This window comes from Bauldia sp. (assembly GCF_020442045.1).
GTDB lineage: Bacteria > Pseudomonadota > Alphaproteobacteria > Rhizobiales > Kaistiaceae > Bauldia.
Window position 1 is genome coordinate 13,586 of sequence record NZ_JAGRLA010000058.1, and the last position, 13,291, is coordinate 26,876.

The following is a 13,291-nucleotide window of genomic DNA, read 5'->3' on the forward strand; positions in this document are numbered from 1 at the left end:
CGCGCACCAGCGATGCCATGCGGGCCGGGTCCGGTCGTCGCCGGGCCCGGTAACCTTCCGGCCGGCACCGTCGTGCTAGGATCGCCCCGGACGAACCGGGAGCGGAGCAATCATGTCCGATAACCAGTCAGACAGGGACGTCGACGGATCGCGCGGTCCGGGCGCCTGGATCGCGGCGCTGATCCTCATCGCGGTCGGCGTCGTCTTCCTGTTCCAGAACATGGGCTATGCCATTCCGGGCAACTGGTGGGCGTTGTTCATCCTGATACCGGCGCTCTATGCCTTCGCCAGCGCCTGGAAGGCGTATGAGGCCAACGCACGGCAGTTCGGCGGGGCGATGGTCGGGCCGCTGATCACCGGTATCGTGCTGGTGGCGCTGACGGTGATGTTCCTGTTCGACCTCGATGTCGACTGGAATCTCATATGGCCGGCGGTGCTGATCATCATCGGCGTGCTGGCGCTCGGCCGCGCCTATACGCGGCGCTGACCCGGCGCTTCCGTGCGGGTCGACCTTTTCGATTTCGAGCTGCCGGACGCGTGCATCGCGCTGCGTCCGGCGAAACCTCGCGACGCGGCGCGGTTGCTCGAGGTCGGACCGGGCGGGGGGCTCTCGGACCACCAGGTCCGCGACCTTCCGGACCTGCTCAGGCCCGGTGACGTGCTGGTGGTGAACGACACCAGGGTTATTCCGGCGGAACTGCGCGGCGAGCGGATCCGCGGGCAAAATGTCACGCCGGTCTCGGTGACGCTCTACGAGCGGGAGGGCGCGGCCCGGTGGCGCGCCTTCGCCCGGCCGGCGCGGCGTCTCATGCCCGGCGACCGGTTGCGCTTCGGCGCGATGGTCGACAATGCCTGCCTCGCATCGGGGCTCGACGCGACCGTCAAGGAGAAGGGCGCGGCGGGCGACGTGCTGATCGGCTTCGACCTCTCCGGTCCGGTGCTCGACGAGGCGATCCATGCGATCGGCCACATGCCGCTGCCGCCCTATATCGCCGGCCGCCGGGCCGAGGACGAGCGGGACCGGACCGACTACCAGACGATCTATGCCCGCGAGGAGGGGGCGGTCGCGGCGCCGACGGCGGGGCTGCATTTCACCGAAGAACTCGACAGGCGGCTGGCGGAAGCCGGGATCGGCCGCGAGACGGTGACGCTGCATGTCGGGCCGGGGACCTTCTTGCCGGTCAAGGTGGAGGACACCGCAGACCACCATATGCACGCCGAATGGGGGACGGTGAGCGCCGAAGCGGCCGAGCGACTGAACGAGGCGCGCGCCGCCGGCGGGCGGATCGTCGCGGTCGGCACGACGTCGCTCCGGCTGCTCGAAAGCGCCGCCGACGATAGCGGGATGGTTCAGCCCTTCGCCGGCGAGACGGCGATCTTCATAACCCCCGGCTACCGCTTCAAGGCAGTGGACCTGCTGATGACCAATTTCCACCTGCCGCGCTCGACGCTGTTCATGCTGGTCTCGGCCTTTGCCGGCCGCGAGACGATGATCGCCGCCTATCGCCACGCCATCGACACCGGCTACCGCTTCTATTCCTATGGTGACGCCAGCCTGCTCTTCCCGGAGGCGGCGCGGTGACCGACTTTCGCATGACGATCGCCGCGACCGATGGCGCGGCGCGGACGGGCGAGCTGACCACCGCTCGCGGGATGATCCGCACGCCGGCCTTCATGCCGGTCGGGACGGCGGGCACGGTCAAGGCGATGTATCCGGAGCAGGTGAGGGCGCTCGGCGCCGACGTCATCCTCGGCAACACCTATCACCTGATGCTGCGGCCGGGGGCGGAGCGGGTCGCGGCGCTCGGCGGCCTGCATGTCTTCGCCAACTGGCCGCATCCGATCCTCACCGATTCCGGCGGCTTCCAGGTCATGTCGCTCGCCGGGCTCCGCAAGCTCGACGAGGACGGCGTCACCTTCCAGTCGCATCTCGACGGATCGACCCACCGCCTGACCCCGGAGCGCTCGCTCGAGATCCAGGCGCTGCTCGACGCCGATATCCGCATGCAGCTCGACGAATGCGTGCGGCTGCCGGCGTCACGGCAGGAGGTGGAGAGGGCGATGCGGCTGTCGCTGCGCTGGGCGGAACGCTCCAAGGCCGCCTTCGGGGAAACAAGGGAACGGGCGCTCTTCGGCATCGTCCAGGGTGGCGACCAGCCTGACCTCAGGATCGAATCCGCGGAGGGGCTCGCGGCGATCGGCTTCGACGGCTACGCGATCGGCGGCCTCGCGGTCGGCGAGCCGCAGGACGTGATGCTCGCCATGCTCGACACGACGGTGCCGGCGCTGCCGGCGGACAAGCCGCGCTACCTGATGGGCGTCGGCCAGCCGGACGATATCGTCGAGGCGGTGGCGCGCGGCGTCGACATGTTCGACTGCGTGCTGCCGACGCGGGCCGGACGCCATGGCGTCGCCTATACGCGCTTCGGCAAGCTCAACATGAAGAATGCGCGGCATGCCGAGGACCCGCGGCCGCTCGACGAGGCGATGGACTGGGCGCCGTCCCGCGACTATTCGCGGGCCTATCTGCACCATCTCGTGAAATCCGGCGAGTTGCTCGCCGGGATGCTGCTGACCTGGAACAACCTCGCCTATTACCAGCACCTGATGGCTGGCATCCGCGCGGCGATCGCCGAAGGGCGCTACGCCGCCTTCGTCGCCGGGACGAAGGCGGGCTGGGCGCGCGGCGACCTGCCGCCGCTCTGATTCCGCGCGACGCTCAGGCGATGCTGCCGTCGTCCTTGACCAGCCGGCAGCCGCTGATCTTCCAGGTGCCGTCCGGTTGCCGTTCGAGGGTATAGATCGCCACCCAGCTCCTGCCGTCCGGGCCGGTGAGGAAGACCCGCTGCTCCGGCCCCTGGGGCGTCTCGACGAGCTCGCCGAAGGTTACGGAGCGGGGCCGGTAGACCGGCTGGTAGCCGGTCCGGACCATTTCCATGAAGATGTCGGCGCTCGGGAAGAGCTGCCGGATCGCCGGCGCGGCGTAGCCGTAGGCGGCGGCGCCGTCGTCGCGCTGGAAGGCACTCATCTGGCTCTCGATGATGGCGCGGATGCTGTCGCGGTCGGCGCCGGCCATCTCGGCGGCCGCGGGCGTTGCGCCGGCGATACCGAAAGCGAGGAGAATTATCGCGAGGGCGTGTCTCAAGCGGCTGGTCATGACATTTCCTCCATGTCGTCGACTTCGATACGCGCCGATGGGGCCTTCAGTTTCACGCCAGCGGACAAAGATTGCCAGAAGTCGCCGCTCCGGTATTGACCCGGGCAGTGCCGGCCAGCCATATGGGGCCGCGGAGCGCGTAGCTCAGTTGGTAGAGCAACTGACTTTTAATCAGTAGGTCCAGGGTTCGAGCCCCTGCGCGCTCACCAAGGAAATCAATAAATTACGGCGCGATCAGATAGTCGTCTCGGACCAAGATATAAGGTCTATATAAGGCTCGACCGGCTATAACGGCGCCGGATGGCGCCTTGATTGGCTTCTATTCAATCAATGCGCATTCGGTGCGCTACGGAGAATTGCCAAGGAGGTTTGCGCGAACACGCCCCTCCCATGGCAACATCCCGGCGGTCTATATTTCCATGATCGGTCGCGACGAACGATTCCGCGGCCAGGGTTACGGTGGCGACCTCCTCGTCGATGCGCTGAAATGCGTCGCCCTGGTGGCCGAGAGCCTCGGGATAGCGGTCGTTATGCTGGACGTTCTCGATTGCGGCGACCCCGAGCGCGTCGCTCGCAGAAAAGCGCTCTACGAGGGCTTCGGCTTCAAGCCGCTGCAATCCAATTCGCTACGGATTTAGCTGCCGCTGGCCACCGCGCGTCAATTGCTGATAGCGCCGGACCAGCCTCATCGTTTCCGCATGGCGCTTCTTGCGCCTCTCCAGCGCCGGTCCGGCGTTTCCCATCGATATGGCCGGAGGCCGGCGGCAACCCGAAACCGACGCAATCCCGGCGCCCTCAGGCCGCGGACGTCTCCACCGAGCCGCCGAGCTCGGTGGTGACCGAGCGCGCCGCGGCGCCGACCAGGCGGCCGAGCTCGGCAAGCCGGTCATCGACGATGCGCGCAGCCGGTCCGGCGATCGAGAGGGCGGCATGGGCGGTGCCGCGCTCGTCGAAGAGCGGGGCGGCGATGCAGCGGAGCCCGATCGCGAATTCCTCGTCGTCGATCGAGTAGCCGCGCTGGCGTATCCGACCGAGCTCGGCGTGGAGTTTCCGGAGGCTGCCGATGGTGTTCGGCGTGTTGCGCGCCAAGCCCTGCTTGCGGGCGATATCGGCGACCTCCTGCCGGGTCATGTGGGCGAGCATCGCCTTGCCCGCCGCCGAGCCATGCATCCGCACCTGGCCGCCCGGGCGGGAGATGGCGCGGATCGTCTGATGGCACTGGACCTGACCCATGCAGATGATGGATTCACGGCCGCTCAGCACATAGAGATTCACCGTCTCGCCGCACTCTTCCATCAACTGCCGCATATAGGGCTTGGCAAGGACCGCCACGTCGCGGGTACGGGCGAAGGCATTGCCGACGAGGAAGGCCTGGACGCCGATCTGCCAGGACATCGATGCCTGGTCGAAGCGGACGAAGCGTTGCCTTTGCATGGTGGTCAGGAGCCGGTGGGCGCTCGACGGGGGAAGGGCGACCTGACGGGCGAGGGTGGTCAGGGTCAGCCCGTCGTCGCTGGCGGCGAGCGCATCGAGGATCGACAGGGCCCTCGTCAGGGACTGGACGCCTGCCCCCGACGAGGCAGTGCGCGTTTTTTCATCGTTGCGCCGAGTGCGCGGGCTGCTCGCGATCGCGTCCATGACTACCCCGTCTTCGCTGGAGTCGCACTATTCCACATCGTGAAATCTTTTCCAATAAAGTTGACGGTCGGGCCGGTCGGCATAGTATCGCGGTGAAACAAGCGAGGGAGAGTGGGATGCGCGTCGGGGTTCACAAGGTTCTGATGAACAGCCCGGCCGATGTCTCAGGTCTCGAGCGGCTGATCGCCGACGGCACGATCCGGCCGGAGGAGATTGTCGCCAGCATCGGCAAGACCGAGGGAAATGGCGGTGCCAACGACTTTACCCGGGCGCTTGCCACCTTGTCTTTTTCGATCGCGCTCGGAAAACACCTCGGCCTGCCGGCGGACGACGTGGCGAAGCGGATCGCCTTCGTATGGTCGGGGGGGACGGAAGGGGTCCTCAGCCCGCACGCGACGATCTTCACCCGTAGCGACTCCGAGCCGGCCGGCGACAAGCGCCTGGCGATCGGAATTGCCGTAACCCGGGATTTCGCGCCCGAGGAAGTGGGGACGATGGCCGAGGTCGAGACGGTCGCCGACGCGGTCCGTCAGGCACAGGCGGAAGCCGGCATCGAGGACCCCGCCGACGTCCACTACGTCCAGGTCAAAGGACCGCTGCTGACGCCGGCGGCGGTGGCCGACGCCAACAGCCGGGGGGCGAAGCTCGTCACCCAGGATCCCAACGGTTCGAAGCCATATGCCCGCGGCGCGACCGCGCTCGGCGTTGCCCTGGCGCTTGGTGAAGTGGCCGCCGCCGACGTCAATGACGAGGCGATCGCCAAGCGGATGGACCTCTATTCTTCCGTCGCCAACACCTCGGCCGGCGGTGAGCTCAAGAACTGCGAAATCCTGCTATTCGGCAATTCGTCGAAGGCGGGCGGGGACCTCAGGATCGGTCACGCGATCCTGCGCGACGTGATCGACGCGGAGGGAGTCCGTGCCGCGATCCGCGACGCGGGAGGCGGAGCGAGTGACGCAGAAGCGGTGGCGATCTTCGCCAAGGCGGAAGCGCCGCCCGGTGGACTCCTGCGTGGCCGGCGGACGACGATGCTTTCCGATGCCGATATCAATTACGAGCGCCATGCCCGCGCCGCGCTCGGCGCGGTGATCGCCTCGGTGACGGGTGATGCAGCGATTTTCGTTTCGGGTGGAACGGAGCATCAGTGCGAGCCAGGGGAGGCGCCGATCGCAGCGATCGCCCGGGTCTAGGGCGCGCGCGTCAGCCAACCGCTGGCATTGAAATTGCTCCGTGGAGGGCTCCCTGGTCGAGGCAAACCTGCATCGGCCGGAAGGGTGAGAACGTGAGGATTTTCACATGACCACACACATCTTTCAGAGCCTTCGCCGCCCCGCAATCGCCACCGCCTTGCTGGCTTCGGTCGCTGCGTTCACCGCGCCGGCCTTCGCCGAAGACAAGGCGGCTATCCTTCTTCCGGGCAGCATCAACGACCAGAGCTGGAATGCGCTCGGTTACGCCATCCTGATGAGCCTCGAACCACACGGATTCGTAACCGCCTATTCGGAGAACGTTGCCGATGCCGACGAGGCCGAGGCGCTGCGCGAATATGCGAGCCAGGGCTACAACATCGTGATGGGCCACTCCGGCCGGTTCGTCTCGGCGATGGAGCAGGTCGGGCCGGACTTCCCCGACGTGCAGTTCATTGCGGTCAGCGGCAACGAAGGCATGCCGCCGAACGTCATGTCGATCGACTGGAATAACGCCCAGTTCGGCTGTCAGCTCGGCATGCTCGCCGCGAAGATGAGCAAGACCCACAAGGTGGCGGGCGTCTATGGCCTCCAGGGTGTTCCCAACATCACCGCGCAGGCCGGCGGCTTCCGCATCTGTGCGGAGAAGGAAGGCGCCGAGGTCACCATCCTCTATGTCAAGGACATGGAGGACGCGGCCGAAGCGAAGGAGGCGGCGCTGTCGCTGATCGCGCAAGGGGCGGATTTCATCACCGGCAAGCTGAACGCTGGCGAGACGGGCCTGATGCAGGCGGCCAAGGAGAAGAATGTCTATGCGAGCGGCCGCGGCTTCGACCATACCAAGATCGCGCCAGACCTCGTGCTGACCAATATCATCGAGGACTGGCCCGGCATGTTCGGCAGCACCGCCGACCAGGTGAAGGACGGCAAGCTGTTCGGCGACTTCGTCCAGTATGGCTACGACACCGCGCCGGTGACCGGGGCGACGCTGATGTATGACGAGGGCAAGGCGTATAACCCGATCGTCCCCGAAGAGGTGGTGAAAGAGCTCGATGACCTGGCCGCCAAATTCGCTTCGGGCGAGCTGAAGATCGAGCCCACCGAAGAAGACGCGCGTAGCGGTAGCTAGGCCAGCCTTGGTGAACCTCAACGACGAAAAAGAGGACGATACGACGGCCGGGTTCCGCCCGGCCGTCGCCGATCTGTCCGACGTCGGCCGGCGCCGGCGGCCGATCCGGGAGAGCGCATGACCGCTCTCCTCGAAATGCGCGGCATCGTGAAATGCTTCGGCACGCTGCGTGCGAATGACGGCATCGATCTCGACGTCCAGGCGGGTCAGATACTCGGCCTGCTCGGCGAGAACGGCTCCGGCAAGAGCACGCTGATGAAGATACTGTTCGGTATGCAGCGCCCCGATGCCGGTACGATCGCCTTCAAGGGGCGGGAGCTTTCCGACCACAGCCCCCGCGCGGCGATGGCGGCGGGGATCACCATGATCCATCAGCATTTCATGCTGATCGAGGCGATGACGGTGGTCGAGAACGTAATGCTCGGCTGGCCGGAGGCGGGCGATATCCTGCAGACCGCGACAATGGAGACGCGGATCCGGGAGGCAAGCCAACGCTTCGGTCTCGACCTCGATCCGCGCGCACGTATCGCCTCGCTTCCGCTTGGGCGCCGCCAGCGTGTCGAGATCCTCAAGGCGATCCTGCGGGAGACCGAGCTTCTCATCCTCGACGAGCCGACATCCAATCTGGCGCCGACGGAAGTGGCCGACCTGCTGTCGATCCTTCGCCGGCTAAAGGAAGAAGGCAAGGGGATCGTCTTCATTACCCACAAGCTGCCCGAGGTGCTCGAAGTCTGCGACGAGGTGGTGGTGCTTCGCGACGGCCGCGTCACCGGTCGCGCGCCGGTCGCGGACGTCACCCGCGGCCAGCTCGCAGAGATGATGGTCGGCCGGACGATCAGCACGACCCGGGCCCATCAGGCTCCCGAGCTCGGTCCGGTGCGGCTTGCGGCCAGGGACCTGGTTTCGCCGGGGCTGGAGCCGCTTTCCTTCGAGATACGCGGCGGCGAGATCCTCGGCATCGCGGGAGTCGACGGCAATGGCCAGATCGAGCTGGTCGAGACGCTCGCCGGGCTTCGCCGGATGCACGGCGGCAGCATCCATCTCGACGGCCAGGATATCACCGGCGCTTCGGTGGCGCGGCGGGTCCGGGCCGGGATGGCCTATATGCCTGCGGATCGCGCGGCGACGGGCCTGGTGCGCAGCATGACCGTTGCCGAGAACCTGATGCTGCGGGACAGCCGCAAGCCGCCTTATTCGGCGCATGGCGTGCTGCAGCCCGGTGCGGGCGTCGCGAAAGCGGAGTCGCTGATCGCCTCCTATGATATCCGCGCCTCCGGGCCATCGGCCATTGTCTCGCGGCTGTCCGGCGGCAACCAGCAGAAGATCGTCGTCGCACGCGAGCTCGACCGGGGGCCGGCGGTGCTGATCGCGCATCAGGCGGCGTGGGGGCTCGATCCGGGCGCGACCCGCTTCGTGCTCGACCGGGTTATCGCGCTCCGCGATGCGGGGGCAGCCGTCCTCTATGTCTCGTCGGAGCTCGAAGAGGTGATGACGATCAGCGACCGGATCGCGGTGATGGCGGGCGGCGGCTTTGCGGGCGTCGTCCCGCATGACGAGGCCGACATGCGGCAGATCGGGCTCTGGATGTCCGGACGGGCGGCATGAGCGACACCACTTCGCCATCGTCGGGCGACGCCTCCGAGGCGGGCGGCCGGACCTTCGGGTTGCGCTTCGCCACCGACCGGCTGGCGGGCCGGATCCTTCTCGCCGTGCTTCTGTCGATGCTTTCCGCGGCGGGGCTCATCCTGCTCTCGGGCCACAACCCGTTCACGGCCTTCGCGGCGATGGCGGCCGGCGCGGTGGGGACGCCGCACCAGATCGGCGTCGCCCTCAACCGGACGACGCCGTATCTGCTTGCCGGAGCAGGGGTCGCCATGTGTTTCCGCGCCGGGGTGATCAACATCGGGGCCGAAGGGCAGATCGCGATCGGCGGGATCGGAGCCGCCGCCGCGGCGCTTGCCTGGCCTGGCGGGATGTCGCCCATTGCCATCGTCATCGTGCTGATCGCGGCGGCGGCGGCCGGAGCCGGCTGGGCGGCGATTGCGGCGGCGATCCATCTCGGCCGCCGGGTCCACGAGGTGCTGGTGACGCTCCTCCTCAACTTCGTCGCCCTGATTCTCGTCCAGCAACTCCTCGCCGGATCATTGGGGCAAAAGGGCGCGGGATTCCTCCAGTCGCCATTGATGCCCCGCGAGGTCTGGTTGCCGCGCTTTCCGGGGCTCGACGCCCATCCCGGCTTCATCATTGCGATCCTCGCGGCCGTGGCGCTTTCCTTCGTGCTGTGGCGGACAAATTTCGGTTTTGCCGTCCGGGTGACGGGGAGTTCGCGACCGGCGACCGCCTATGCCGGATTCTCGCTCGGCCGGGTGACCTGGGGCGTGATGCTGCTCGCCGGGGCGCTTGCCGGGCTGGCCGGCGGTATCGAGGTGCTCGGAATCCATCGGCGGCTGATCGAGGGTTTCTCGCTTGGCTTCGGATTCAAGGCGGTGACTGTCGCGCTGCTCGGCGCGCTTGAACCGCTGGCGATCATTCCGGCAGCGCTTTTCGTCGGGCTTCTGGAAGCCGGTTCGCTCTCGATGCAGCGGCAGGTCGGCGTTCCCTCGGCGCTCGTCGCGGTGATCGAGGGACTGACCATGCTGTTCGTTCTCGCAGCCACGGTGCGCCGGACATGATCGATTTTCTCGACGCCGCCATTCGAATCGCGACGCCGCTGCTCTTCGCCGCGCTTGGCGGGATTCTGTCCGAGCGGGCAGGGGTATTCGCGGTCGGCCTCGAGGGGATGATGCTGGCGGGTGCCTTCGCGGCGACGGTCGGAGCCTGGGCGAGCGACAGCACGGCGGTCGGCATCCTGCTCGCGGCGATCGGCGGGGGGGTGATCGGTGTCGCGGTCGCAGTGGTCACAGTGCGCTTCCGCGCCGACAACATGGTCACCGGGCTCGCCGCCAACATCCTGGCGCTCGGGCTGACCAGCTATCTCGTGCGGATTCTCGCCGGCAGCGGCAAGCTGGTATCCTTCCATCTGACGCTACTCGGACCCTGGCCGATTCCGCTTCTCAGCGACATTCCGGTGGTCGGGCCGCTGCTTTTCGACCATCCGCCGCTGACCTATGTCGCGGTGCTCGGCTGCGCTGCGATCGCCTTCTTCCTGGGGCGGACCCAGGCGGGACTGACGCTCAGGGCGACCGGTGAGAATCCGGAAGCGGTCTTCGCCTCGGGCGCCAACCCGTTCCGGGTCCGGATGCTCGCCGTCATCGCCTGCGGGGCGATCGCCGGGCTCGGCGGCGCGGTGCTGACGCTCCAGCAGGTCGGAACCTTTACCGACGGGATGACCGGCGGCCGCGGATACCTCGCGCTCGCGTCGCTGATCGTGGCGCGCTGGTCGCCCTGGGGCGCGGTGGCGGCCTGCCTGCTGTTCGGCGCGGCCGAGGCCTTCGAGCTCAGGCTGCAGAGCTTCGGCGTCCCGGTCAGCTCCTACATCATCCACATGGTGCCCTATCTCATCGCGCTCGCCGTGCTTGCCGGAATAGGGCGTTCCTCGAAGATGCCCGCCGCGATCGGCCGGCCATTGCAACAATAACAACAAGGGAGACGACGATGGCCGACGACATTTCCGGAACCGGTATGGCACTGCGTTCGGGCGCGTCGACTGCCGAGGCGCTGCTCGACCGGTGCCTCGACCGGATCCGGCGGATCGACCCGCGGCTCAACAGCTTCGTGGCACTCGACGAGGCGGGCGCCCGCGAGGCGGCGCGGGAGAGCGACGCGCGGCTGGCGTCGGGAGCGGCGCGGTCGGCGCTGGAAGGCATACCGATTTCGGTGAAGGACAATATCCTCGTCGCGGGCATGCCGGCGACCTGGGGGAGCCGCGCGCTCGCCAAGTTCATACCCGAGATCGACGAACTGCCAGTCGCCCGCCTGCGCGCCGCCGGCGCCGTGATCGTCGGCAAGACAAACGTTCCCGAACTGACCCTCGAGGGCTATACCGACAACGAGCTCTTCGGCGTGACCCGGAATCCCTGGAACGTGGCGCTGACCCCGGGCGGATCGTCAGGCGGCGCGGCGGCGGGCGTTGCCGCAGGGCTGGTGACGGCGGCGATCGGCACCGATGGCGGTGGCTCCATCCGCCGGCCGGCCTGCCATACCGGGCTTGTCGGCTGGAAGCCCTCGGCCGGGCATGTGCCGCGGATCGACGGCTTTCCGTCGATCCTCACCGATTTCGAGGCGGCGGGGGCGCTAACCACTTCCGTCGCCGATGCCGCGCTGCTCGACGGGGTGATGGCCCCGCCCGATCCGCGCGACCGGCGGTCGCTCTATGCGCCCGCGCCGCCATGGCCGGCCGACAAGCCGCGCATCCTCTATATCCCGCAATTCGGCGATTCTCCGGTCGACTCCGAAGTGGCGACGGCGACCGCCGATATCGCGGTGGGCCTCGCCGGGGAAGGCTATCCGGTTCGCGAGGCGACGGTCTTCTTCGATCTCGATGACGCGGGGCGCATCTGGTACGTCATCTCCCGTGCCGGCGCCGCCTGGCTCGGTACGCAATACAACCCGGAAATCGGCGCATTGGCGGGCAAGTCGGTCCGCACCATGATCGCCGACGGCGAGAAGCTGACCGGCGCCGACTATATCGACGTCCTGGAAAGGATCGCGGCGTTCAGGCGACGGTGCGCCGAATTGTTCGAGGATGTCGATCTGGTGCTGACGCCGACCGCCGCGGCGCTACCGTGGGACGCCGCGACGCCGTTTCCCGACATGATCGCCGGAAAGGCAGCCGGGCCACGTGACCACGCCGTGTTCACCGGCTGGGCGAACATCGCGGGGGTTCCGGCGATCAACCTGCCGGTCGCCGTATCGAAGGCGGGATTGCCGATTGGCGTGCAGTTCGCCGCCGGGTTCGGCGCCGACGCCTCGCTTCTCGCTTTTGCCGAAGCGCTCGCGGAACGCTACCCGGCGCCCGCGCTTCCCATCCTGGAGGGTCAGTCATGAGCAACAGCCGCGCACCGGGCCGTCATTTCCTGCAGATTCCGGGACCGACCAATGTCCCGGACCGGGTGCTCCACGCGATTGCCGAGCCGACGATCGACCATCGCGGGCCGGACTTCGCCGATCTCGCCCGGACCGTCCTGACCGGGCTCCAGCGCGTCTTCCAGACGAGCGGGCCGGTGGTGGTCTATCCGGCTTCCGGAACCGGCGCGTGGGAAGCTGCCCTGGTCAACACGCTGTCGCCGGGCGACCGGGTCCTGACGGTGCGCACCGGCTGGTTTGCGACGCTATGGAGCGACATGGCGAAGCGGCTCGGCCTCGAACCGGTCGTCATGGAGACGGACTGGCGGCGGGGGGCCGACCCGGCGGCCATCGAGACGGCGCTCCGCGAGGACACCGACCACCGGATCCGCGCCGTCTGCATTGTCCACAACGAGACGTCGACGGGCTGCACCAGCCCGATCGCCGCGATCCGGGCGGCGATCGACGCGGCCGGTCATCCGGCGCTCCTCATGGTGGACACGATCTCGTCGCTCGGTTCGATCGACTATCGTCATGAGGAATGGGGCGTCGACGTTACCATCGGCGGGAGCCAGAAGGGGCTCATGCTACCGCCCGGGCTTTCCTTCAATGCGATCAGCGACAAGGCCCTGGCCGCCGCCGAGATCGCGACGATCCCGCGCAGCTTCTGGGACTGGCAGCCGATGCTCGAAGCCAATGCGGGCTTTTATTTCCCCTATACGCCGGCGACGAACCTGCTGCGCGGCCTGCGGGAGGCGCTGGCGATGCTGGAGGAGGAGGGGCTCGGCAACGTCTTCGCCCGGCACGCCCGGCACGGCGCCGCGAGCCGCGCGGCGGTCCGCGCCTGGGGGGAGGCGGGTGGCATGGAGGTGCAATGCCTCGAACCGCGCGACTATTCCGGTTCTTTGACGGCCGTGCGGTTGCCGGAAGGCGAAAGCGCCGACGGGCTGCGGCGCCTGATCCTCCAAGGTTTCAACATGAGCCTCGGCAACGGGCTCGGCATGCTCAAGGACCGTGTCTTCCGCATCGGCCATCTCGGGGACTTCAACGACCTGTCGCTGATCGGAACGCTTGGCGGCGTCGAGATGGGGCTGCGCCTCGCCGGCGTTCCGCACACACCCGGTGGCGTGGACGCGGCGATGGGCGTGCTGACGGGATCGACCGAGGAGTGACGGG

The 13,291-nt window shown here is 67.7% G+C and carries 13 protein-coding genes and 1 tRNA gene; 12 read left to right on the plus strand and 2 right to left on the minus strand.

The window, feature by feature from the left end:
• Positions 1 to 112: 112 nt before the first annotated feature.
• From KDJ86_RS06580 to tgt, 3 genes are read left to right on the plus strand one after another with little or no spacing between them, the layout of a single operon-like run.
• A complete protein-coding gene (locus KDJ86_RS06580; protein WP_291744160.1) occupies positions 113 to 487 on the plus strand; it encodes a LiaF transmembrane domain-containing protein in 375 nt (124 codons plus the stop codon).
• A 12-nt stretch (positions 488 to 499) separates the two neighbouring features.
• A complete protein-coding gene (gene queA, locus KDJ86_RS06585) occupies positions 500 to 1,582 on the plus strand; it encodes a tRNA preQ1(34) S-adenosylmethionine ribosyltransferase-isomerase QueA (RefSeq protein WP_291744162.1) in 1,083 nt (360 codons plus the stop codon).
• 11 nt (positions 1,583 to 1,593) lie between these two features.
• Positions 1,594 to 2,706, plus strand: coding sequence for a tRNA guanosine(34) transglycosylase Tgt (gene tgt, locus KDJ86_RS06590; RefSeq protein ID WP_291744246.1), 1,113 nt, complete (start codon positions 1,594 to 1,596; stop codon positions 2,704 to 2,706).
• Positions 2,707 to 2,719: 13 nt separating this feature from the next.
• Here tgt and KDJ86_RS06595 read toward each other — a convergent pair whose 3' ends face one another.
• Positions 2,720 to 3,157, minus strand: coding sequence for a DUF4864 domain-containing protein (locus KDJ86_RS06595; RefSeq protein ID WP_291744164.1), 438 nt, complete (start codon positions 3,155 to 3,157; stop codon positions 2,720 to 2,722).
• 133 nt (positions 3,158 to 3,290) lie between these two features.
• On the opposite strand from KDJ86_RS06595, the gene KDJ86_RS06600 reads away from it, so the two are divergent.
• Both KDJ86_RS06600 and KDJ86_RS06605 read left to right on the plus strand, forming a co-directional pair.
• Positions 3,291 to 3,366 (plus strand) — tRNA-Lys (locus KDJ86_RS06600).
• Positions 3,367 to 3,465: 99 nt separating this feature from the next.
• Complete coding sequence (locus KDJ86_RS06605) at positions 3,466 to 3,795, plus strand: GNAT family N-acetyltransferase (RefSeq protein WP_291744166.1); 330 nt, start codon at positions 3,466 to 3,468, stop codon at positions 3,793 to 3,795.
• Positions 3,796 to 3,952: 157 nt separating this feature from the next.
• On the opposite strand, the gene KDJ86_RS06610 is transcribed toward KDJ86_RS06605, so the two are convergent.
• On the minus strand, positions 3,953 to 4,795 hold the full coding sequence (locus KDJ86_RS06610; RefSeq protein WP_291744168.1) for an IclR family transcriptional regulator domain-containing protein: 843 nt from the start codon (positions 4,793 to 4,795) through the stop codon (positions 3,953 to 3,955).
• 116 nt (positions 4,796 to 4,911) lie between these two features.
• Between KDJ86_RS06610 and atzD the strand changes: the two genes are divergently transcribed.
• From atzD to KDJ86_RS06645, 7 genes are all read left to right on the plus strand, one after another.
• Entirely contained in the window at positions 4,912 to 5,985 is a 1,074-nt protein-coding gene (gene atzD / locus KDJ86_RS06615) for a cyanuric acid amidohydrolase (RefSeq protein ID WP_291744170.1), read from the plus strand.
• Positions 5,986 to 6,091: 106 nt separating this feature from the next.
• Positions 6,092 to 7,111, plus strand: coding sequence for a BMP family protein (locus tag KDJ86_RS06620; RefSeq protein WP_291744172.1), 1,020 nt, complete (start codon positions 6,092 to 6,094; stop codon positions 7,109 to 7,111).
• Between the two features lie 117 nt (positions 7,112 to 7,228).
• Positions 7,229 to 8,716, plus strand: coding sequence for an ABC transporter ATP-binding protein (locus tag KDJ86_RS06625; protein ID WP_291744174.1), 1,488 nt, complete (start codon positions 7,229 to 7,231; stop codon positions 8,714 to 8,716).
• Entirely contained in the window at positions 8,713 to 9,783 is a 1,071-nt protein-coding gene (locus KDJ86_RS06630) for an ABC transporter permease (protein ID WP_291744176.1), read from the plus strand. Before KDJ86_RS06625 ends, KDJ86_RS06630 begins: the two co-directional genes overlap by 4 nt.
• Positions 9,780 to 10,688, plus strand: a complete 909-nt coding sequence (locus KDJ86_RS06635; RefSeq protein WP_291744178.1) for an ABC transporter permease — start codon at positions 9,780 to 9,782, stop codon at positions 10,686 to 10,688. The genes KDJ86_RS06630 and KDJ86_RS06635 overlap by 4 nt, the downstream gene beginning before the upstream one ends.
• 17 nt (positions 10,689 to 10,705) lie before the next feature.
• The gene (locus tag KDJ86_RS06640) at positions 10,706 to 12,097 is read left to right on the plus strand and encodes an amidase (protein ID WP_291744180.1); all 1,392 of its coding nucleotides are present in this window, start codon (positions 10,706 to 10,708) and stop codon (positions 12,095 to 12,097) included.
• The gene (locus KDJ86_RS06645; RefSeq protein ID WP_291744182.1) at positions 12,094 to 13,287 is read left to right on the plus strand and encodes a pyridoxal-phosphate-dependent aminotransferase family protein; all 1,194 of its coding nucleotides are present in this window, start codon (positions 12,094 to 12,096) and stop codon (positions 13,285 to 13,287) included. The genes KDJ86_RS06640 and KDJ86_RS06645 overlap by 4 nt, the downstream gene beginning before the upstream one ends.
• Positions 13,288 to 13,291: the final 4 nt, after the last annotated feature.

Excerpts from the sequence above, each read along its gene's own strand:
- KDJ86_RS06580 (WP_291744160.1), top strand. The coding sequence starts at position 113 with ATGTCCGATAACCAGTCAGACAGGGACGTCGACGGATCGCGCGGTCCG.
- tgt (WP_291744246.1), top strand. The coding sequence starts at position 1,594 with ATGACGATCGCCGCGACCGATGGCGCGGCGCGGACGGGCGAGCTGACC.
- KDJ86_RS06595 (WP_291744164.1), bottom strand. The coding sequence starts at position 3,157 with ATGACCAGCCGCTTGAGACACGCCCTCGCGATAATTCTCCTCGCTTTC.
- KDJ86_RS06610 (WP_291744168.1), bottom strand. The coding sequence starts at position 4,795 with ATGGACGCGATCGCGAGCAGCCCGCGCACTCGGCGCAACGATGAAAAA.
- atzD (WP_291744170.1), top strand. The coding sequence starts at position 4,912 with ATGCGCGTCGGGGTTCACAAGGTTCTGATGAACAGCCCGGCCGATGTC.
- KDJ86_RS06620 (WP_291744172.1), top strand. The coding sequence starts at position 6,092 with ATGACCACACACATCTTTCAGAGCCTTCGCCGCCCCGCAATCGCCACC.
- KDJ86_RS06625 (WP_291744174.1), top strand. The coding sequence starts at position 7,229 with ATGACCGCTCTCCTCGAAATGCGCGGCATCGTGAAATGCTTCGGCACG.
- KDJ86_RS06630 (WP_291744176.1), top strand. The coding sequence starts at position 8,713 with ATGAGCGACACCACTTCGCCATCGTCGGGCGACGCCTCCGAGGCGGGC.
- KDJ86_RS06635 (WP_291744178.1), top strand. The coding sequence starts at position 9,780 with ATGATCGATTTTCTCGACGCCGCCATTCGAATCGCGACGCCGCTGCTC.
- KDJ86_RS06640 (WP_291744180.1), top strand. The coding sequence starts at position 10,706 with ATGGCCGACGACATTTCCGGAACCGGTATGGCACTGCGTTCGGGCGCG.
- KDJ86_RS06645 (WP_291744182.1), top strand. The coding sequence starts at position 12,094 with ATGAGCAACAGCCGCGCACCGGGCCGTCATTTCCTGCAGATTCCGGGA.